This is a genomic window from Acuticoccus mangrovi, assembly GCF_016411865.1.
In the GTDB taxonomy this organism is placed as follows: domain Bacteria; phylum Pseudomonadota; class Alphaproteobacteria; order Rhizobiales; family Amorphaceae; genus Acuticoccus; species Acuticoccus mangrovi.
In genome coordinates this window covers 1-20177 of the sequence record NZ_JAEKJA010000036.1, presented here as the reverse complement: position 1 = coordinate 20177, position 20177 = coordinate 1, and the positions used below count along the sequence as shown (strand labels likewise).

17 protein-coding genes are annotated in these 20177 nt (G+C 69.7%); 6 read left to right on the top strand and 11 right to left on the bottom strand.

Annotated features, from left to right (window positions below; all coding sequences use genetic code 11):
• Positions 1–220: 220 nt before the first annotated feature.
• From JCR33_RS23680 to JCR33_RS23660, 5 genes are all read right to left on the bottom strand, one after another.
• The gene (locus tag JCR33_RS23680; RefSeq protein ID WP_198884621.1) at positions 221–997 is read right to left on the bottom strand and encodes an ABC transporter ATP-binding protein; all 777 of its coding nucleotides are present in this window, start codon (positions 995–997) and stop codon (positions 221–223) included.
• A gap of 91 nt (positions 998–1088) precedes the next feature.
• On the bottom strand, positions 1089–2075 hold the full coding sequence (locus tag JCR33_RS23675) for a FecCD family ABC transporter permease (RefSeq protein WP_198884620.1): 987 nt from the start codon (positions 2073–2075) through the stop codon (positions 1089–1091).
• Complete coding sequence (locus JCR33_RS23670) at positions 2072–3058, bottom strand: FecCD family ABC transporter permease (protein WP_198884619.1); 987 nt, start codon at positions 3056–3058, stop codon at positions 2072–2074. Before JCR33_RS23670 ends, JCR33_RS23675 begins: the two co-directional genes overlap by 4 nt.
• The gene (locus JCR33_RS23665; protein WP_198884618.1) at positions 3055–4065 is read right to left on the bottom strand and encodes an ABC transporter substrate-binding protein; all 1011 of its coding nucleotides are present in this window, start codon (positions 4063–4065) and stop codon (positions 3055–3057) included. Before JCR33_RS23665 ends, JCR33_RS23670 begins: the two co-directional genes overlap by 4 nt.
• Positions 4059–6224 (bottom strand): TonB-dependent siderophore receptor, encoded by a 2166-nt coding sequence (locus tag JCR33_RS23660; RefSeq protein ID WP_198884617.1) that lies wholly within the window; start codon positions 6222–6224, stop codon positions 4059–4061. The genes JCR33_RS23665 and JCR33_RS23660 overlap by 7 nt, the downstream gene beginning before the upstream one ends.
• A gap of 300 nt (positions 6225–6524) precedes the next feature.
• Between JCR33_RS23660 and JCR33_RS23655 the strand changes: the two genes are divergently transcribed.
• The 4 genes from JCR33_RS23655 to thpR all read left to right on the top strand — a co-directional run bounded on the left by JCR33_RS23655 (position 6525) and on the right by thpR (position 11119).
• Positions 6525–7562, top strand: a complete 1038-nt coding sequence (locus tag JCR33_RS23655) for a siderophore-interacting protein (protein ID WP_198884616.1) — start codon at positions 6525–6527, stop codon at positions 7560–7562.
• Between the two features lie 171 nt (positions 7563–7733).
• Positions 7734–9461, top strand: coding sequence for a methyl-accepting chemotaxis protein (locus JCR33_RS23650; protein WP_198884615.1), 1728 nt, complete (start codon positions 7734–7736; stop codon positions 9459–9461).
• Between the two features lie 168 nt (positions 9462–9629).
• Entirely contained in the window at positions 9630–10412 is a 783-nt protein-coding gene (locus tag JCR33_RS23645; protein ID WP_198884614.1) for a Bax inhibitor-1/YccA family protein, read from the top strand.
• Positions 10413–10567: 155 nt separating this feature from the next.
• Complete coding sequence (thpR, locus tag JCR33_RS23640; protein WP_198884613.1) at positions 10568–11119, top strand: RNA 2',3'-cyclic phosphodiesterase; 552 nt, start codon at positions 10568–10570, stop codon at positions 11117–11119.
• Here the strand turns inward: thpR and JCR33_RS23635 are convergent, their stop codons facing one another.
• From JCR33_RS23635 to JCR33_RS23610, 6 genes are all read right to left on the bottom strand, one after another.
• Entirely contained in the window at positions 11120–12070 is a 951-nt protein-coding gene (locus tag JCR33_RS23635) for an RluA family pseudouridine synthase (protein WP_198884612.1), read from the bottom strand.
• Complete coding sequence (gene crcB / locus JCR33_RS23630; RefSeq protein ID WP_211110545.1) at positions 12070–12441, bottom strand: fluoride efflux transporter CrcB; 372 nt, start codon at positions 12439–12441, stop codon at positions 12070–12072. The genes JCR33_RS23635 and crcB overlap by 1 nt, the downstream gene beginning before the upstream one ends.
• Positions 12438–13223 (bottom strand): sterol desaturase family protein, encoded by a 786-nt coding sequence (locus JCR33_RS23625; protein ID WP_198884611.1) that lies wholly within the window; start codon positions 13221–13223, stop codon positions 12438–12440. Before JCR33_RS23625 ends, crcB begins: the two co-directional genes overlap by 4 nt.
• A complete protein-coding gene (locus tag JCR33_RS23620; protein ID WP_198884610.1) occupies positions 13220–14572 on the bottom strand; it encodes a replication-associated recombination protein A in 1353 nt (450 codons plus the stop codon). The genes JCR33_RS23625 and JCR33_RS23620 overlap by 4 nt, the downstream gene beginning before the upstream one ends.
• Positions 14573–14574: 2 nt before the next feature.
• Positions 14575–15951, bottom strand: a complete 1377-nt coding sequence (locus tag JCR33_RS23615) for a Do family serine endopeptidase (RefSeq protein WP_198884609.1) — start codon at positions 15949–15951, stop codon at positions 14575–14577.
• Positions 15952–16098: 147 nt separating this feature from the next.
• Positions 16099–16317 (bottom strand): hypothetical protein, encoded by a 219-nt coding sequence (locus tag JCR33_RS23610; RefSeq protein ID WP_198884608.1) that lies wholly within the window; start codon positions 16315–16317, stop codon positions 16099–16101.
• A 260-nt stretch (positions 16318–16577) separates the two neighbouring features.
• Between JCR33_RS23610 and topA the strand changes: the two genes are divergently transcribed.
• Both topA and JCR33_RS23600 read left to right on the top strand, forming a co-directional pair.
• Positions 16578–19301, top strand: coding sequence for a type I DNA topoisomerase (topA, locus tag JCR33_RS23605; protein WP_198884607.1), 2724 nt, complete (start codon positions 16578–16580; stop codon positions 19299–19301).
• A gap of 155 nt (positions 19302–19456) precedes the next feature.
• Entirely contained in the window at positions 19457–20140 is a 684-nt protein-coding gene (locus tag JCR33_RS23600; RefSeq protein ID WP_198884606.1) for an isochorismatase family cysteine hydrolase, read from the top strand.
• Positions 20141–20177: the final 37 nt, after the last annotated feature.

Genomic DNA, 20177 nt, shown 5'->3' with positions numbered 1-20177 from the left:
CCGAGACGTTCGAGTCCCGCCCTTGACGCCGCGGGGCTTCGATCAAGTCAGTCAAATGGCTCGACATGTCGACCAGCACGACAACCCGACCGGTGGTTCGATCCGTTTGGATCGGACCACCGGAGCCGGTTCAATGAACTCGCGTTCACCGAACCGTCTCCAGCTCCTTGTCGGCGCGCGTTCCGAGCGGAAAACCGGCTCCACTTTTCCTGAACACACTCTAGCGGGGGATCACCATGGGTCGGCCCGTGCGCGGGTCGGGCATGATGTCGGCGGCGAGGCCGAAGGCGGCCTCGAGGTGGGCGCTGGTCACGACCTCGTCCGGCGGGCCCTCGGCGACCACACCGTCGGGGCCGAGAAGCACGAGATGATGGGCGAAGCGTGCCGCGAGGTTGAGGTCGTGCAGCACGCTGACGACGGTGGTGCCGGCCTCGCGGTTCGCCTTCGCGAGGAGCGACAACACCTCGATCTGATGCGGCAGGTCGAGAAAGGTCGTCGGCTCGTCGAGGAGGAGGATGGGCGTCTGTTGGGCGAGCACCAGGGCGAGCCAGGCGCGTTGGCGCTGCCCGCCGGAGAGCTCGGCGAGGGGCCGCTCGGCGAGCGCCGTCATCGCCACCGCGGCGAGCGCGACCGCGCAGGCCGCCGCATCCTCCGCGCGCCAGGGGGCGAGAACGCCGCGCCACGGCGTGCGGCCGCGCCGTACCAGCTCGCCGACCGTGATCCCCTCCGGGGCGAGCGGCGACTGGGGCAGGATCGCGAGCCGGCGGGCGAGCGCGCGGGTGTTCGCGGCATGGATGTCGGTCTCGCCGAGGAGCACGCGGCCCGCCTGCGGCTTCAACAGGCGGGCGAGGGCGCGCAACAGCGTGGACTTGCCGCAGCCGTTGGGGCCGAGGATCGCGGTGCTGACGCCGGCCGGCAGCGCCAGGGTGAGGTCGCGGATCACGGTCCGGTCGCGATAGCCGAGGGTGAGCGCCTCGGTGCGCAAGGTTTCGCTCATCGGGGAGCGCCTTTCGATCGATCGACGCCGCCGCGGGCGGACCCGACGGGCGGGCTTCGGCGTGCGGTGCGGACCAGGTGGCGCGCGTCCATCACAGGTCCCCCCTCTCCATCTCCCGCGACAGGCGCCAGAGAAGGTAGGGGGCGCCGAGGATGCCGGTCATGATGCCGATCGGCAGCACGAGGCCCGGCACGAGGGCGCGAGCGGCGAGATCGGCGAGCACGGTGATGATCGCCCCTGCGCCAGCCGCCGCGGCGAGCCGGGCGCCGGGGTCGCTCGCCCGCAGGAGGCGCGCGCCGACGGGCGGCGCCATCAGCGCCACGAAGGCGATCGGGCCGGCGACGGCGACGGCCGCCGCCGCGAAGCCGATGCCCGTGGCGGCGAGCCCGTAGCGGGCACGGGCGAGGGAGAGGCCGAGGCCCATCGCAAGGTCCGGCCCGAGCTCCAGGAGGCGCAGCGCCCGCACCTGCGGCACCAGGCAGAGGGCGAGCGCCCCGCCGATCGCCATGATCTCGACGCCGTGTCCGAAGTCGCGGGCCGAGAGCGAACCCGCGAGCCAACGTTGCGCCTCCGCCGCCTCCGGCCCCGACAGGCGCGTCATCAGGAACCCGTTGATCGCCGTGGCGGTAAAGCCGACGCCGAGGCCGACGAGGACCACGGTGAGCGCCGGCGTCGCCGTGATGCCCTCGTCGGGCCGGCCGGCGGCGAAGGCGACGAGAAGCGCCGCGGCGACGCCGCCGACCGCCGCGATCACGGGCAGCGGCAGCGCGAGCCCTGCGGTGATCGCGGCGAGGATCGCAAGGCCCGACCCCGCGGTGAAGCCCATCACGTCGGGCGAGGCGAGCGGGTTCTTGAAGAGCGACTGGAAGATTGCTCCGGCGAGGCCGAGCGAGGCCCCCGCGCCGAGGGCCGTCATCACGCGCGGCGCACGCAGGACGCGGACCGTCAGCGCGGCCGGCCCGTCGCCGAAGGCGAGCCCCTGCCACAGCGCCCCGACGGAGAGCGGCACCTGCCCGAGGAGAAGCGCGAGCGCCGTCGCGACGAGAAGCAGGGCGAGGAGGACCAGCGTGCGCATCATGCCGACGCGCCCGGGCCGAGGCGGCGCGCGATGAGGACGAAGGCCGGGCCGCCGAGCAGCGCCGTCATCACCCCGGCGCGGATCTCCGCCGGCGCGAAGACGAGCCGGCCGAGAGTGTCGGCCAAGAGCAGCATGGAGGCGCCGATCACCGCCGCGGCGAGGAGGCCCGGCCGCAGAGCGCCGCCGACGAGGCGCCGCGCGATGGGCGGGGCCATCAGGCCGAGGAAGGCGATCGGCCCGGCGAGCGCCACCGCCGCGCCGACGAGGAGGGTGACGGCGACGAGCACGCCCGCCTGCGTGGAGCCCGGGCGAGTGCCGAGCCCGCGCGCGAGCGCCGCGCCGAGGGCCAAGGCTTCGAGGCGCGGGGCCAGCGCCAGAGCGAGCAGGCCGCCCGCGAGGGCGGCGAGCGTCATCGCCGTGAGCGGGCGCGCCGCCGCCTCGGCGAGGGAACCGACGATCCAGAAGCGCACCACCTCCAGCGTGTCGCCCCGCATCATCACGACCGCCGAGATCAGCGACAGGAGGAGAGCCGCGAACGCCGCGCCGGCAAGGGTGAGCCGCACCGGCGTCGCGTCGCCCCTGAGCCCGCCGCCGAGCCCGAACACGACCACCGAGGCGACGGCCGCGCCGGGGAAGGCGAGGACCGCGAGGACGCCGCTGTCGGCGCGGCCGAGAAGCAGCGAGCCGAACGTCACCGCGAACGCCGCCCCCGCGTTGACGCCGAGGATACCGGGATCGGCGAGCGGGTTACGCGTCAGCGCCTGCATCGCCATGCCGGCGGCGCCGAGCGCCGCGCCGCACACGAGGCCCGCGAGGAGCCGCGGCAGGCGGATCGACAGGATGGTGACATGCGCCGGATCGCTCCAATCGGGCGCGACCATCGCCTGCCAGGCCTCCGAAAGGCTCACCGGCCGCACCCCGAGGCAGAGGCTCGCCGCCATCGCCACGACGAGGAGAAGGACCAGCGCGCCCCAGCGCCTCATGGGGCGAGGCCCGCGGCGGCGGCTGAGGCGACGGGCGTCTCGGGAAGGCCGTCGGCGGCCGCCGCGATGTCGGCCTCGAGGAGGTCGAGGACGAAGGGGAGCGATAGCACGCTGCCGAACGACATCGCCGCGGCGGCGAGCGGGCCGGCATAGACCTCGCGCCCCTCGCGATAGGCGTTGAGCGTCTTGCGCATCGGCAGCGCCACGAGATCCGGCGCCGTGCCGAAGCTCGACACCCAGACGAGAACATCGGCGTCGAGCGGCGACAGATCCTCCGGCGACAGGGCGGCGTAGAACTCGTCGGGACCGGAGAGGGCGGCGACCGCCGGCGTCGGGCGGAAGCCGAGCTCGGCGAGCACGCTGGCGCGGGTGTCGGGCAGGATGAAGGCGCCCGTCTCGCCGCCATAGTGGTAGGCGGCGACGCCGGTCTTGTCCGCCCAGCCCGGGTGGCGCGCGCGGGCCGCCGCGTAGGTCTCGCGCACGCCGGCGACGAGAGCGTCGGCCGCGGCCGCCTTGCCGACGGCGCGGCCGATCGTCCTCGTCAGATGGTCCCACGGCGTGCCGTAGGGGCCGACGCCCTTCTCGTGCACGAGGGTCGGGGCGATGCGCGACAGGACCCCATATTCCGCCTCCGAGATCCCGGAGCCGATCGCCACCACGAGATCGGGGGCGAGCGCCGCGACGCGCTCCATCGAGACCTCGCCGACGAGGACCACGGGCTCGGCGTCGCCGAGCAGCGGCTGCGCCCAGGGAAACACGCCGAAGGGCATGTCGCCGAACCATCCGCGCACCGCGAGCGGCGCCACGCCGAGGGCGAGAAGCGGATCCTGCGTCGTGTAGCCGAGCGAGACGACGCGCCTCGCCGGGGCGGGCAGCACCGTCTCGCCGAAGGCGTGAGCGAAGCGGAGATCGTCGGCCCGCGCCGCCGCCGCCGGCAAGGCCGCGGCGGCGATGGCGCCGAGCACCGTGCGCCGCGTCAGGGTCCCTCGCCCGCCGTCCCTCACCATGTGTACTTGAACGTTGCCTTGATGAGGCGCCCATCGTTGTAGTAGTCGGTGTTGGTGTAGGTATCGACGTTGACCACCTCGCGCTCGTTGAAGAGGTTCGTCACGTTGATCTGGAAGGTTCCGTTCTCGATCAGCTTGTAGGACAGCGCCGCATCGACGAAGAAGCGGTCGTTGAGCTTGATGGTGTTGGCGTTGTCGGCATAGGTCGGGCCGATATAGCGGATGCCGGCACCGATGGTCAGGTCGTTGAACTGCCAGTGCCCCGGGATGGTGTAGTCGACCCACGCCGAGCCGATGTGGTTGGGCACGTTCTGCGGCTGATTGCCGACGTTGCCGCTGATCCCGTCCTCCAGGATCTCCGGATCCCAGTAAGAGTAGGCCAGGGTGGCGTTGAGGCGATCGTTGAGCGCGAACTTGCCCTCGAACTCGACGCCGCGCACGCGGATCTCGCCGACCTGCGCCTGGGTGGTGGCGTTGATGTAGTAGGGCACGTTGGTCTGGGTGATGTCGAACGCGGCGAGCGTGAACAGCGCGTTGCCGAGGAAGTCGGGCCGATACTTCACGCCGACCTCGTATTGGGTGCCCTCCTGCGGCTTGGCGGGGCCGGCGAGGCCGACGTCGGCCGACACCGGCTGGAAGGACTCCGAGTAGTTCGCGTAGACCGCGAGATCGTCGCGCAGCATGTAGGTGACGCCGGCGCGGCCGGTCCAGGCGTCGTCCGAGGAATCATAGGCGAGAGCGTAGTCCGGATACTTCACCCAGGAGCGGACGTTGTCGTAGCGGCCGCCGAGGGTGAGGATGAGCTTGTCGTACAAGGTCACCTCCTCCTGCGCGTAGATGCCGAGGGCGGAGCTGCGATAGTCCCAGTTGTAGCCGGCCGGCAGCGGCGTGAGGCAGGCCGGACCGCAATAGACGGGATTGTGGATGTCGATCCCGGGCGCCGTCGAATAGATGCGGTATTCGTTCGCCTCGTCATAATAATATTCGAGGCCGGCGAGGGTACGACTGTCGAGAAAGCGCCAGCTGCGGTCGTATTGCAGCTGGTTGTCGACGACGAAGCGCTGGGTGTCGCCGTAGACGGCGTAGAGGCTGCGCGGCAGGGTCGGGTCGATCTGCGCGCCGTAGACCGTCTCGTAGGTGAGGTCGAGGTCGGTGTAGCGCAGATTCTGGCGGAACTGCAGGCCGTTGTCGAACTCGTGGCGGAACTGGTAGCCGACGTTCCACTCCTTGGTGTCGAAGGTGTCGAACGAGGGCTCTCCGAGGAAGGTGTCGATGTCGATGTCGGAGCCGCGCGGAATGCCGTAGGCGGGGCTACCGGCGCGCCAGTTGTAGTCGGCGAGGACGGTCAGCGCCGTCATGTCGGTCGGCTGCCAGGTGATCGCCGGGGCGACGTAGATGCGGTCGTCGTTGGCCTCGGAGATCCCGTTGATGCCGTCCTGACCCTTGATCGTGAAGCGGTAGAGCCACTGCCCTTCGGCGTCGATCGGGCCGCCGAAGTCGGCGCCGCCTTCGGCGAGATGATCGCCGAGCGACATGTAGATCTCGCCGAACTTCTGGGGCAGCGGCACCTTGGTCACGGCGTTGACGAGGCCGCCGGGGGCGTTGAGCCCGAAAAGCGTCGAGGTGGAGCCCTTGAGGACCTCGATCCGCGACATGCCGAACGGCTCGACGCGGCTGCCGACGAAGCCCGGAATGCGCATCGGCAGGCCGTCGCGGTAGGACCCGGTCGCGGTCTGGTAGAAGCCGCGGATGAGGTAGAAGTCGTAGCGATTGTCGGTGCCGTAGATGCGCGTCGCGACGCCGGAGGTGTAGGCGAGCGCCTGGTCGAGATTGTCGACGGCGCGCTGTTCCAGCTCGCGCTGGGTGACCACCGAGACGGAGGCCGGGACCTCGAGGATCGGCGTGTCGGTCTTGGTGCCGACCGCGGTGTCCTGGGCGACGATGCTCCGGCGGTCCTCCATCTGCTGAGCCGCCTCGGTGTTGACCCCGGTTCCCGCCTCCGTCTCGTTCTCGTGCCCCTCGACGACGACCGGTGCGAGCTCGATGACGTCGTCCTGCGCGAGAGCGAAGGTCGGGGCGAGCAGGACGGCGCCGCACGACAGCGAGGCGAGCAGCCGTCGCGTCGTGCTCCGGCTCGGCGTAGTCGTCGTCGGTCCCATGGTCACCTTCTTCCATGAACGCAGCCTGCCGCGCTTCCAGGCGGGCGGACGTCATTGCGATGACCGATGGATAAATCGACTCTCGGAGTCAGGAATAGTGGATACTTGTGAGTCCGAAGGATGCTACATCTCAGTTCAGTTACATATGTGACTGACTGGCAACATTCATTGATATCATATTATTGTCATTCTACTCTATTGGCTTGAAGCATCGTTTCTTGGAGGAATTCTCAGAAAGAATACTTCCAAACTTGCTTTAAGAAATTGCATCGATGGGGGCGACGGCAGTAAGACATCGCCATGACACACTCAGATAGTCCCCTCGCCACGGCCAGCCGGTATGAGGGCGAGATTCCACACGATCTCCTCGCGCACCTCCGCAGCCAGATCGAGGAGTTCGGCTTTCCTGTCCGGGCGACCGAACGGGGGCTCTCCGTGCACTACGACCATTCGGACGTGGCGGTCTCCCTCGGGATGCGCCGGCTCGACATCGAGATCACCGCCACCTCCGAAGGGTATCTCCATCAGACCCGCGAGGGGGTGATCTACCTTCTCGATCACATCTTTCCCGCGGCGAGCGCGGCGATGGTGTGGAGCGGCGTCGACACCACCCCCCGCGTGCCGCCGAATTTCCACCTCGCCGAGGTCGTCGGGAGCGAGCGGGTGTCGACCAACTTCCTCCGCATCACGCTCGCCTGCGAGGGCACCGAGGCCCTGGCCACCGGCGGCGGCATGCACTTCGCCCTCCTGCTGCCGCCGGAGGGTCGGACGCCGGTATGGCCGATGGTGGACGGCAACGGCCGCACCGTCTGGCCGGAGGGAGAGGACGCGATCCACCGCCCCCGCTATACGTTCGTCGACCTCGACCCGGCGGCGGGCCGCTTCACGTTCGACGTGTTCGAGCACGAGGGCGGCCGGGCGACGGGCTGGGCGCAGCGGGCGAAGCCGGGCGACGTCGTGGCGATCACGGGTCCCGGCGGCGGCGGCTTTCCGCCGGGCGATGCCCTGGTGATCGCCGGAGACGAGACCGCGTTGCCGGCGATCCGGCGGATCCTCGCCCACTCGCCCGCTTCGCGCACGGGCACCGCGATCATCGAGACCGCCGATCCGGACGACCGATGCGCGCTCGACCATCCGCCGGGCATCGAGGTCGTCTGGACGCTGCGCGGCGACCCGCCCGGCCTGTGGCCGCGGCTGCGCGACGTGGCGCTTCCCGCCGGCGACGTGTTCGTGTGGTTCGCTGCCGAGCAGGCGCTGGTGCGCGAGGCGAGAGAGCACTTCCGCAGCCTCGGCCTGCCGCGAACACAGACCTATCTCGCCGCCTACTGGACGCGCTGACCGTCCGGGGCGGCCGGGCCGCGAGCCGAGGACCGCCCCGTCGCGGCGGTCCGCCGGCGCCGCCCGCCGCATGATCATCCATCGCGCACCACCACCAGCGTCGGCCCATGCAGCCGTGGCATGGAAAGGTGGTTTGAAGAAGTCTCGCCGACGGCGGACGAGGAGGTGCGCGTGGTTGGCCTTTATCGACGACTGACGATCCCTTCGAAGCTCAGAATCCTCGTGGGGCTCAACATCCTGACCCTGGTCGGGCTCATGTTCATCGTCATGCCTCAGGCCCGCCAGTTCGCCCTGCGGCTCGAGGTGGACAAGGTGCGCGCCCTCACCGAGTCGGCGGCGGACTACGCCCAGCGCCTCGAAGAGCGGGCAAGGAACGGCGAGATCAGCCGCGAGGAGGCGCAGAGCCTGTTCGCCGACGCCGTCCGGTCCATGTGGTACGACGATCATAGCGAGTATTTCTTCGCCTCCGACCTCGACGGCAACATGGTCGCCCACGGCGCGAACCCGGCGCTCGAAGGGCGCAATCTGTGGGAGCTGGAGGACAAGAAGGGCTTCAAGCTGTTCCAGGCGCTGTCCGCCGCGGCGCAAAAGGGCGGCGGCGCCGTGACCTACTGGTGGCCCCAGGCCGGCAGCGAGGATCCCGTCCCCAAGGTGTCCTACGTCTCGCCGATCCCCGAATGGGGGATCTTCGTGGGCACGGGCATCTACATGAACCGCCTCGACGCCGAGTTCAGCACGCTGCTCTGGGTGGCGATCGGCCTGAGCGCGGCCGGTGTCGCGCTGGTGATCCTGTTCAACTGGCTGATCGCGCGCGACATCTCCCGCCCGGCCCAGGATCTCGCCGACAAGGTCCACCGCCTCTCCATGGGCGAGGTGGTGGAGGAGAGCGAATTCGGCCGGCGCGGCGACGCCATCGGCGAGATCGCCCGGGCCGTGAGCGAGCTGCGCACCATGATGGCCGAGCGCAACAGCCTCCTCGAATCCCAGGCGGCGGCCGACGAGAAGCTGAAGCTCGAACGGGCGCGGGCGACGGAGGAGATGGCGAGCGCCCTCGACGCGGAGGTCTCCCAAGGCATCGAGACGATGCAGAAGGAGGTGGCGCACATGACGGAGCGCGCCGAGGGGCTGCGCCAGATCGCCGAGCGCATGAGCCATCACGCGGGCTCGACCTTCTCGGCGTGCGAGGCCGGCAACGCCAGCGTCCAGGTCGTCGCGGCGGCGGCCGAGGAACTCAGCGCCTCTTCCCAGGAGATCAGCCGGCAGGTGCACGACACGGCCGCCACCTCGCGCAGCGCGGTGGACGCGGCGGAGGGAGCGTCGCGCTCGATGAACACGCTCGCCGAGGCGAGCCGCAGCATCGGCGAGGTGACGAAGCTCATCAACGCCATCGCCGAGCAGACCAACCTCCTGGCGTTGAACGCGACGATCGAGGCGGCGCGGGCGGGCGAGGCCGGCCGCGGCTTCACCATCGTGGCGCAGGAGGTGAAGGGGCTCGCCGAGCAGACCGCCCGCGCCACCGCCGACATCGAGACCCAGATCCGGGCGATGCAGGGCGAGACGCAGCAGAGCGTCGACGCCATCAACGGCATCGTGCGCACGGTCAGCCAGCTGTCCGCCAACACCCAGACGATGGCCGCCGCCCTCGAGGAGCAGGACGCCGCGATTCGCGAGATCGCCGCGAGCATCGTGACCGCCTCGCAGTCGACGAGCCTCGTCAGCGACAATATGAACCGGATCCGCACCGACGTGGACGCCACCAACGAGGCGGCGGAAACGGTGTGGGGCTCGTCGGCCGAACTGAAACGCAGCACCAGCGGGGTGCGCAGCAACATCGCGACTTTCCTCGACAATCTGCGCCATTCGAACGACGCCGAGCCGCTCGCGCGAAGCGGCACCTGAGGCTGGCGTGGGGCCGGCGCCCCAGCGGGGCCGGCACGCGCCATTGTCGCGCCCTCTGCGGTTTCGCTTGCTGCCGGCCTCTCGCACCTCCATATTCCACGGCAATGGACGAGGTGCGTCCGCCGTCGGCAGAACAGCCGACTTAACGAGACAAGCATAGGGAAGCACATGGCGACCTACGATCGTAATCCGTACGCGCGGCCGACCGTCGGGGCCGCGCCCGCCGACGTCGGCATCGATCAAGGCCTGCGGAGCTACATGCTGCGCGTCTACAACTACATGGCCATCGGCCTTGTGGTGACGGGCTTTGCGGCGCTCGGCGTCTTCAACATGGCCGTGACCGGCTCGCCGGACGGTGCCGTCGCGCAGGTGGGCAACGGCATGTACCTCACCCAGTTCGGGGTGACGCTCTACACGAGCCCCCTCAAGTGGGTGGTGATGCTCGCCCCGCTGGGCTTCATCTTCTTCCTCGGCGCCCGCATCGGCAAGATGTCCCTCGGCGCCGCCCAGCTCACCTTCTGGGCGTTCGCCGCGGTGATGGGCATCTCGCTCTCCTCGATCCTCCTCGTCTACACGTCGGAGAGCATCGCGCGGGTGTTCTTCATCACCGCCGCGGCCTTCGGTGCGCTGAGCCTCTACGGCTACACCACCAAGAAGGACCTGTCGGGCTGGGGCTCCTTCCTGTTCATGGGCCTCATCGGCATCATCATCGCCTCGCTGGTGAACCTCTTCCTGCACTCCACGGCGCTGCAGTTCGCTGTGTCGGTGATCGGCGTGCTGGTGTTCGCCGGCCTCACCGCCTACGACACGCAGCGCATCAAGGAGATGTACTACGTGGGCGACGACCACTCCGTGGCCGGCCGCAAGGCGGTGATGGGCGCCCTCTCGCTCTATCTGAACTTCATCAACATGTTCATGATGCTGCTGTCGCTGTTCGGCAATCGCCAGTAGCGAGCCACCCCTCGGGGTTGGCGCAAGGCAGGCGCGGCTTCGGCCGCGCCTTTTTCGTTTCCGGACCTCTGCGTTAGTGGGTCTTTTCGTTGCAGGCCCTTGCGTTCGAGGGCCCGACTCGATCAGAATTCCCAAAGGTTGATCGGGAGGTGCTTATGCCGCGCTTGTTTACCGCCCTCACCCTTCCCGACGATGTGCGCATGTGGCTGACCGGCCTGCGCGGCGGCCTCCGCGGGGCCCGCTTCATCGACCCGGAAAACTACCACATCACCCTGCGCTTCATCGGCGACGTGGACGAGCGGACCGCCGACGAGGTGGCGGACGCCCTCTCCCGCATCCGCCGCGCTCCCGTGACGGTGCGCCTCAACGGCCTCGGCTCCTTCGGCAACAAGAAGAAGCCGCACTCCGTTTGGGCGCGGGTAGAGCCGACGCCGGCGCTGATGGAGCTCCAGGCCGAGCAGGAGCGCATCCTCCAGCGCATCGGCTTGCCCGCCGAGGCACGGCGCTACACCCCGCACGTCACCGTGGCTCGGTTGCGCGGCTCGACGCCGAAGGACGTCGCCGACTGGCTCACCATCCGCGGCGGCTTCTCCGCCCCGCCGTTCGAGGCGGAGGCGTTCGACCTCCTCTCCTCGCGCGACTCTGTGGGCGGCGGCCCCTACGTGCGCGAGGAGCGCTACCCGCTCTCGATGGCGCTCGCCGCCTGATCAGCCGTCGGGATCGAGCCCCAGCACCGAAAGGCTCTGCTGGAAGTGGGGCGACAGCGGGGCCGTGACCTCGAGCGTGCCTCCGTCGGGATGGGGCAGCGAGATGTGGCGGGCATGAAGGTGCAGCCGGTTCTGGATGCCGCCCGGCAGCGCCCAATTCTCCACGTTGAAATATTTCGTGTCGCCGATGATCGGCACCCCCATGTGGGCGCAGTGGACGCGCAGCTGGTGAGTGCGACCGGTGATCGGCGAGAGGCGCAGCAGCGAGAGCTGGCCGGCCCGGTCGAGCGTCTCCCAGGTGGTGATGGCGCGCTGGGCGTCCTTCGTCTTGGTGCGCACCACGGCCATCTTCTCGCCGTCGTGCGGATCGCGGGCGAGCCAGGTGGAGATCTTCCCCTCCTCCGGGGAGGGATGGCCGCGGGTGAGGGCCCAGTAGTCCTTGTGGGCGTCGCGGCCGCGAAACTGCTCGGCGAGGAAGGCGGCCGCGCTGCGCTTCAGCGCCACCACCAGCACGCCCGTGGTCTCGCGGTCGAGGCGGTGAACGAGGCGCGGCTTGCGGCCGTTGCGGTCCCGCCAGGCCTCCAGCATGCCGTCGATATGGCGGGTGAGGCCCGAGCCCCCCTGCACGGCGAGACCGTATGGCTTGTTGAGCACCACGAGGGCGCTGTCGCGGTGGATCACCATCGCCTCCAGCGCGGCGGCATCCCCCTCGGCGCGGGGCGGGGCCGGCGCGTCGGCCACCGTCACCGGCGGCAGGCGCACGCTCTGGCCGGGCTCGAGGCGCGTTTCGAGCTTGGCGCGCGCCCCGTCCACCCGCACCTGGCCGGTGCGCACGATGCGCGACAGCACGCCGAAGGGCACGCCCGGGAACTGCTGGCGCAGCCAGCGGTCGAGGCGCATGCCCCCGTCGTCCTCGCCGACCTCGACGTGGCTGACGCGGGGCGCCTCCATCAGATGGCCCGCGCGAGGGCGACGCCGAGCGCCGCCGCCGCCAGCGAGACGATCACCGAGAGCCCGATATAGCCGATCGCGACGACGATCCGTCCTGCTTCGATGAGGCGCACGGTCTCGATGGAGAAGGTCGAGAAGGTGGTGAAGCCTCCGAGCATGCCGGTGACGGCGAGCGCCGTGACCGCGAGATTGTGCGAGAACAGCGTGGTGAGGATGCCGATCAGGAAGCTGCCCACGACGTTCACCGTGAAGGTCGCGAACGGCAGGCTCGTCCCCGCGAGACCGGCGATCAGCACGTTGGCCCAGAAGCGTGAGAGGGCACCCACCGCGCCGCCGGCGGCGACCAGGAGTGACGCAGCGAGCGGGCTCACGAGGCGCGGGCGGTGGTGTTGTGGTCCGGCTCGGCGGCCTTGGTGGCGTTCTGGGCGGTCCAGCGCTGCACCCCGCCGTCATAGTCCTGGTCGAGGGTGCCCATCATCCGGTCCCAGATCGAGAAGAAGTTGGCGAAGTTGGTGTTGAAGTGGGCGTGGTGCTGATCGTGGAACAGGGTGCAGACCATCGGCGAGGGCACGCGGGTGAGGTCGGAGGCGGCGAACTCGAAGCCCGAGTGGCCGATCATGCCGTTGAAGTGGTCGTAGAGGCGGTGGGCGATGAGCACCACCGGCGGGATCGGCAGGAACAGCGGCGCCCAGAGGTAGTAGCTCTGCATCACGAAGGCGTCGACGATGGTGTCGGAGTAGTTCGACCACACCGTGGGGGCGACGGAGCGGTGGTGGAACTGGTGGTGCTTGTAGAGCGGCCCCCAGTGCATCAGCCGGTGGCCCCAGTAGAACCACGCGTCGAAGGCGACGATGGAGACGACGAACATCAGCGGCACCGACCACCAGGACAGCGCGAGCGGAGCGACCGGTGTCCAGCCCTTGAACTGGAGGAACAGGCCGCCGGCGAGGCAGAAGCACGTCGCCGTCAGCGACCAGGCGCTCTGGCGGATTTCCTTCCACTTGCGCTTTTCGCCATAGCGCCCCTTCTGGATGCGCCGCTCGGGGTGGCGGTGGGCGAACCACTGGAAGGCGGCGCCGAACGAGATGTAGAGCGTGAACGTCACGACGTAGACCGCCGCCCACAGCGCCAGAAATTCCAGGAGAGTGGTCATTGGTCCTCCGCGTCGCGAGGTGGCGGGGCGGGGGCGCGCGCCGCGTCCCGCGCCCGCTGTGTACGCTTCTCGTCGGCGATGGCAAGGCGGGCCTTGAGCTTGGCCTCGGCGCCCCGCTCGGTGGGGCGGTAGAAGGTCTGCCGGCCGACCGCCTCGGGAAAGTAGGCCTGCCCGGAGATCGCGTCGGGGGCGTCGTGATCGTACTCGTAGCCCGCCGAGTAGCCCTCCTCCTGCATGAAGCGGGTGGGAGCGTTGAGGATGTGCTTGGGCGGCGGCAGCGACGGCGTCTCCTTCACGAAGCGCTTGGCGGCCTTGTAGGCGGTGTAGAGGGCGTTCGATTTGGGGGCGAGCGCGAGGTAGACGGTGATCTCGGCGAGGGCGAGCTCGCCTTCGGGGCTGCCGAGAAAGTCGTAGCTGTCGCGGGCGGCGATGGCGAGGGTGAGGGCGTGCGGGTCGGCGAGGCCGATGTCCTCGGTGGCCATGCGCACCAGGCGGCGCGCGAGGTAGAGGGGGTCCTCGCCCGCGTCGAGCATGCGCATGAGGTAGTAGAGGCTCGCGTCGGGGTCGGAGCCGCGCACCGCCTTGTGCAGCGCGGAGATGAGGTTGAAGTGGCCGTCGCGGTCCTTGTCGTAGGCCGGAGCGCGGCGCTGAAGGAGGGACTGGACGGCGTCGGCGTCGAGCGTCTCGCCCTCCCCGGCGACGCGGTAGACCTCCTCGGCGAGGGTCAGGATGGCGCGGCCGTCGCCGTCGGCCATGCGGATGAGGCTGACGCGGCCCTCCGCGGTGAGGGGCAGCGGGCCGCGCACCGCCTCGGCGCGGGTGAGGAGCTCGCCGAGCGCGTCCGGCTCGAGCGCCTGGAAGGTGAGCACCTGGGCGCGCGACAGCAGCGCGGCGTTGAGCTCGAAGGACGGGTTCTCGGTGGTCGCACCCACCAGCGTGATGGTGCCGTCCTCCATCACCGGCAGGAAGGCGTCCTGCTGGGCACGGTTGAAGCGGTGGATCTCGTCGACGAAAAGCAGCGTGCCGCGGCCGATATTGCGGGCGTTGCGGGCGGTCTCGAACACCTTCTTGAGGTCGGCGACGCCGGAGAAGATCGCCGAGATCTGCACGAACTCCAGCTTGACGTGGGCGGCGAGGAGGCGGGCGAGCGTGGTCTTGCCGGTGCCGGGCGGCCCCCAGAAGATCAGCGAGCCGATCTCCCCGGAGCGGATGATGCGGGTGAGCCGCCCGTCGGGCCCGAGGAGCTGGGGCTGGCCGACGATGTCGGAAAGGCGCGCCGGCCGCAGCTCGTCGGCGAGCGGACGGGGCGCGGCCTTCTCCAGTCCCGCCGCGGTGAAGAGGTTCGACACCGTCAGCCGCCGAGGAGGAGGTTGAGCTGCTCCCCGTTGCGTTCGATGACGATGTCCCAGTAGCGCTCGCGCTCCGCCGCGATGTTGGCGAGGGTCTGCGAATCGGGAACGTCGTAGCCGTTCACCTCGCGCACCACGTCGCCGGGACGCAGCCCGACGCGGCGCGCCACCGAGCGCGGGTCGACGCTCGCGATCACCACGCCGCGGGAGGTGAGCTCGAGGTTCAACTCGTCGGCGACGCGGGGGGAGAGGTTCATGGCGAGGGCGCCGTCGAACGGGGAGCGCCCTTCGAGGTGGCGCGCGTCGCGGGCGGGCTCCTCCGGCGGCGCCTCGAGCGCGACGGTGAGGGTGCGGGGCTTGCCGTCGCGCATCACGCCGAGCTCTGCGGAACCGCTGATGCCGCGCGTCGCGAAGATGTAGCCGAAGGATTGCTGGTCGGCGATGTCGATGCCGTCGACCGAGACGATGACGTCGGCGACCTTGAGGCCGGCCGCGGCGGCGGGGCTACCGTCGACGAGCTCGGTGACGAGCGCGCCGGCGGGCCGGTCGAGATCGAGCTGGCCCGCGAGCTCGCGGGTGACGCTTTCGAGCCGGGCGCCGAACCAGGGGCGACGCACGGTGCCCCCGTCGCGGGCGGACTGGAGCACGATCTTCACCATGTCCACGGGGATCGCGAAGCCGATGCCGATCGAGCCGCCGCTGCGCGAATAGATGGCGGTGTTGATCCCGACGAGGCGCCCCGCCATATCGATGAGAGCGCCGCCGGAGTTGCCCGGGTTGATGGCCGCGTCGGTCTGAATGAAGAAGCGCGAGTCGGCGATACCCACCTGGGTGCGGGCGAGCGCCGACACGATCCCCTGCGTCACCGTCTGGCCGACGCCGAAGGGGTTGCCGATCGCAAGCACCAGGTCGCCCACTTCGAGGTTGGTGGGATCGCCGAGCGGCAGGGAGGGGAACTTCTCGTCGCTCTCGATCTTCAGCACGGCGAGGTCGGTGCGCTCGTCCTTGAGGAGAAGCGAGGCCTCGAACTCGCGACGGTCGGAGAAGCCGACGCGGATCTCGCGGGCATCCTTCACCACGTGCGCGTTGGTGATGATGAGTCCGGACGGGTCGACGATCACGCCCGAGCCGAGGGTCGGCCCGCGGCGATGCATCCGCGGCCCGCCGAAGAAGCGCCGCATGAACGGATCGTCGTCGAACATGCCGAGATTGCCGCGATCGTTGCGCTGCGCGGAATAGACGTTGACCACGGCGGGAGCCGCGTTCCGCACGATGGGCGCGAAGGACAGGCTGATCTCGGCCCGCGAGGCCGGCACCTCCTGGGCCGAGAGACCCGCGGGGGCGGCGATGGCGATGAGGAGAACGAGAAGGAGGCGCATGGGGGCCCCGTGACGCAAATGGCTACTCACGAGGCGTGACAATGGGGTAGGCGGCCGGCCGGAGCAAGGGCGTCACCGCATGGCGGAGCGTCGACGGACGTCCGCAGCGGGGGTCGAACCCCGCCGTCCGGCACGGTGGGAGGCGGGTTAGCGGTGCGGCAATTCACCGTGGCGGACGGGCGTCGGACGGGGCTCGGCGTCGTAGTGGAGCAACGCCTCCTCTCGCGCCACCTCGAGCAGGTAGGCGAGGAAGCCGAGGCCCGCACGATCGGCGATGCTCGTCAGCTCCGAGCACATTCGCTCGATATATTCGGCCGCGTCGGGGCCGGAGGCGAGCAGCGGATCGGCGGCCACGATTTCGCCCATAGCGCGAATCACTCCGTCACTTGTAGTGGCCATGGGAGGTCCCTTTCATCGAACAGACAACTCTCTTGTTGCGCCCTCGCGCCTATCTCGTGCGAGTTTTGCCGCGGCAAGCTGACCTCAACCTTGCCGCGTAGAAAAATCGCCTCAGGGTTGCGCCTTCACCGGACGCGGAAGAGGCACGCCAAAATTTTGCTCAACAATCGGCCTTTGCGTTGCGGGGCCGGCGCCTCTATGTGCGGGGCGCAAAGGGGGGTCGTCGCATGAACGTCGTCGTTGTGGAGTCTCCAGCGAAAGCGAAGACCATCAACAAGTATCTGGGTGATGCCTACCACGTCGTCGCGTCCTACGGGCACGTGCGCGACCTGCCGCCGAAGGATGGCTCGGTCGACCCCGACCACGACTTCAACATGATCTGGCAGGTGGACGCCAAGGCGCAGAAGCGCCTCAACGACCTCGCCAAGGCAGTGAAGTCGGCCGATCGCCTCATCCTCGCCACCGACCCCGACCGGGAGGGGGAGGCGATCTCCTGGCACGTGCTCCAGGTGCTGAGGGAGAAGAAGGCGCTGAAGTCGCAGCCGGTCGAGCGCGTCGTCTTCAACGCCATCACCAAGCAGGCCGTGCTCGACGCTATGGCCTCGCCGCGCGCCATCGAGGACGACCTCGTCGACGCCTACCGAGCCCGCCGCGCGCTCGACTATCTGGTCGGCTTCAACCTCTCGCCCGTCCTGTGGCGCAAGCTTCCGGGCGCCCGCTCGGCCGGCCGCGTCCAGTCGGTGGCGCTGCGCCTCGTGTGCGACCGCGAGGCCGAGATCGAGCGCTTCAAGGCGCAGGAATATTGGACCGTCGTCGCCACCCTCGCGACGCCCTCGGGCGATACCTTCGAGGCGCGCGTCGCCGTGCTCGACGGCAAGCGGCTCGACCGGCTCGGCATCAAGTCCGAGGCCGACGCCAAGCAGATCGTCGACCACCTCAACGCCGCCGCCTTCGCCGCCATGTCGGTGGAGGCGAAGCCGCAGAAGCGCAACCCGGCACCGCCCTTCACCACCTCCACGCTGCAGCAGGAGGCGAGCCGCAAGCTCGGCTTCTCCTCGGCGCGCACCATGCAGGTGGCGCAGAAGCTCTACGAGGGCGTCGACCTCGGCGGCGAGACCGTCGGCCTCATCACCTACATGCGGACCGACGGCGTGCAGATGGCGCCGGAGGGCATCAGCGCCATCCGCCGCGTCATCGACAAGGACTACGGCGAGCGCTACCTGCCGCCGAAGCCGCGCCACTACGCCACCAAGGCGAAGAACGCGCAGGAGGCGCACGAGGCGATCCGCCCGACCGACGTGTTCCGCCGTCCCGCCCAGATGAAGCGCCATCTCGGCGACGACGAGTTCCGCCTCTACGACCTCGTCTGGAAGCGGGCGATGGCCTCGCAGATGGAGTCGGCCGAGTTCGAGCGCACCACCGTCGACATCGACGCGGTCGAGAGCGGCAAGACAATCGGCCTGCGCGCCACCGGCTCCGTGATGCTCTTCGACGGCTTCCTGTCGGTCTACATGGAGGGCGTCGACGACGCCGCGGACGAGGACGACGACGACCGCCGCCTGCCGAAGATCGCCAAGGGCGACGCGCTCGCCCGCAAGGCGGTGAAGCCCTCGCAGCACTTCACCGAGCCGCCGCCGCGCTACACCGAGGCGACGCTGATCAAGAAGATGGAGGAGCTCGGCATCGGCCGCCCCTCCACCTACACGGCGACGCTCTCGACGCTGCGCGACCGCGAGTATGTGACGCTCGACAAGAAGCGCCTCATCCCCGGCTCCAAGGGCCGGATCGTGACGGCCTTCCTGCACTCCTTCTTCGAGCGCTACGTGGAGTACGGCTTCACCGCCGACCTCGAGGAGAAGCTTGACGCGATCTCCGACGGCCGGCTCGACTGGCGCGAGGTGCTGCGCGAGTTCTGGGCCGACTTCTCCAAGCAGATCGGCGACGTGATGGAGGTGCGCACGGCCGCCGTGCTCGACGCCCTCAACGAGGACCTCGCGCCGCTGATCTTCCCGCCGAAGCCGGACGGGTCGGACCCGCGCGCCTGCCCGGTGTGCAGCACCGGCCGCCTGTCGCTGAAGAACGGCCGCTACGGCGCGTTCATCGGCTGCTCGAACTATCCGGAGTGCAACTTCACCCGTCAGCTCGGCGACGATCCCAACGCCGACCCGGCGGCGGCGGAGGGGCCGGTGGTGCTCGGCGTGCACCCCGAGACCGGCATGGAGGTGTCGCTGCGCACCGGCCGCTTCGGCCCCTACGTGCAGATGGAGGCCGCTGAGGGCGAGAAGCCCAAGCGCTCCTCGCTGCCGAAGGGTTGGCAGCCCGAGGAGATCACCTTGGAGAAGGCGGTGCGGCTCCTCGACCTGCCGCGCGAGGTGGGCGAGCACCCCGAGGACAAGCAGCCGATCCAGGCGGGCCTCGGCCGCTACGGGCCCTATCTCCTCTATGGCGGCAAGTACACCAAGCTCGATTCCATCGAGGACGTGTTCGAGATCGGCCTCAACCGCGCCGTGGCGATGATCGCCGAGCGCAAGGAAGGCAAGGGCTTCGGCCGCACGCCGGCCGCGCTGAAGAGCCTCGGCGATCACCCCGCCGGCGGCGAGGTGACGGTGCGCGAAGGCCGCTACGGCCCCTACGTCAACCACGGCAAGGTCAACGCCACGCTGCCGAAGGGCACCGATCCGCAGACGATCACCCTCGAGGACGCGCTGAAGCTCATCGAGGCGAAGGGCGGCAAGGCGGCGAAGGGTAAGACCGCGGCGCGATCGACCAAGGCCAAGACCACGTCAAAGACCACCGCGAAGAGCGGCGGCAAGACCGCGGCGAAGACGGCGGCGAAGACGGCGACCAAGGCCGCCGGCAAGACCACCAAGGCAGCCTCGGGCGACGCCGCCAAGACGACGAAGGCGAAGAGCCCCACCAAGAAGGCCGCTGCCGCGAAGGGCGCCGAGTAGCCTCCCGCCCCCGACCGTCCGCGGGGCGGCCGGGGGCGAGGACCGCGGGTGGCGAGATCTTTCTCTCCCGCCGCCTCTCGTCGGTGTGTTTGCCTTGATTCGGGGGAGCATCTCCCGTTATGTTCCTACTATGTTCAGTAGAGGGGACTGACCTGATGACCGCGACCATCGTCGACCTCCGGCACCCGAGCGGCATCAACGAGCGCATCGTCGCCAAGGTCGTGGCGCGGCGCGGCAGGCTCCACGCCTTTCCGGACATCGCTCCCCACCGCGCCGCCCTCGTGGTGGTCGACATGATGCGCGCCTCGGTGGAGGCGGACCCCGGATGCCGGACCATCGTCGGCCCGATCAACGCGCTCGCGGCGGCGCTGCGGCGGGCGGGCGGCGACGTCGCCTGGGTCACGGCGGCCCCGGCCCCGCGGCGGGACGACCGGCTTGTCGCCATCGTCGGCGAGGCCCGCGCCGCGCTCTTTGCCAAAGCGGCCCGGCCGAGCGATCCGCGCGCCGCCCTCTGGCACGAGCTCGACGTGCGGCCCGGCGACATCCACGCCGCGAAGACCGGCGCCAGCGCCTTCTTCCCCGGCAAGTGCGATCTTTCCGACCAGCTGCGCGAGCGTGGCATCGACACGGTGCTGATCGCCGGGACGGTCACCAACGTGTGCTGCGAATCCTCCGCCCGCGACGCGGTGGAGCTCGGCTATCGGGTGGTCATGGTGTCGGACGCCCTCGCCGGCCACGCCCACGGCCTGCACGAGGCGAGCCTCGCCACCTTCTACCGCATCTTCGGCGACGTGCGCCCCACCACCGATCTCCTCGCCATGATCGCCCCGCTGCGCTAGGCTCCGGACTCAATCAGCACCACCATCGGATGATGAT

Bases quoted from the DNA above. Each gene is read 5' to 3' on its own strand.
- JCR33_RS23680 (WP_198884621.1), bottom strand. From the start codon at position 997: ATGAGCGAAACCTTGCGCACCGAGGCGCTCACCCTCGGCTATCGCGAC.
- JCR33_RS23675 (WP_198884620.1), bottom strand. From the start codon at position 2,075: ATGATGCGCACGCTGGTCCTCCTCGCCCTGCTTCTCGTCGCGACGGCG.
- JCR33_RS23670 (WP_198884619.1), bottom strand. From the start codon at position 3,058: ATGAGGCGCTGGGGCGCGCTGGTCCTTCTCCTCGTCGTGGCGATGGCG.
- JCR33_RS23665 (WP_198884618.1), bottom strand. From the start codon at position 4,065: ATGGTGAGGGACGGCGGGCGAGGGACCCTGACGCGGCGCACGGTGCTC.
- JCR33_RS23660 (WP_198884617.1), bottom strand. From the start codon at position 6,224: ATGGGACCGACGACGACTACGCCGAGCCGGAGCACGACGCGACGGCTG.
- JCR33_RS23655 (WP_198884616.1), top strand. From the start codon at position 6,525: ATGACACACTCAGATAGTCCCCTCGCCACGGCCAGCCGGTATGAGGGC.
- JCR33_RS23645 (WP_198884614.1), top strand. From the start codon at position 9,630: ATGGCGACCTACGATCGTAATCCGTACGCGCGGCCGACCGTCGGGGCC.
- thpR (WP_198884613.1), top strand. From the start codon at position 10,568: ATGCCGCGCTTGTTTACCGCCCTCACCCTTCCCGACGATGTGCGCATG.
- JCR33_RS23635 (WP_198884612.1), bottom strand. From the start codon at position 12,070: ATGGAGGCGCCCCGCGTCAGCCACGTCGAGGTCGGCGAGGACGACGGG.
- JCR33_RS23625 (WP_198884611.1), bottom strand. From the start codon at position 13,223: ATGACCACTCTCCTGGAATTTCTGGCGCTGTGGGCGGCGGTCTACGTC.
- JCR33_RS23615 (WP_198884609.1), bottom strand. From the start codon at position 15,951: ATGCGCCTCCTTCTCGTTCTCCTCATCGCCATCGCCGCCCCCGCGGGT.
- JCR33_RS23610 (WP_198884608.1), bottom strand. From the start codon at position 16,317: ATGGGCGAAATCGTGGCCGCCGATCCGCTGCTCGCCTCCGGCCCCGAC.
- topA (WP_198884607.1), top strand. From the start codon at position 16,578: ATGAACGTCGTCGTTGTGGAGTCTCCAGCGAAAGCGAAGACCATCAAC.
- JCR33_RS23600 (WP_198884606.1), top strand. From the start codon at position 19,457: ATGACCGCGACCATCGTCGACCTCCGGCACCCGAGCGGCATCAACGAG.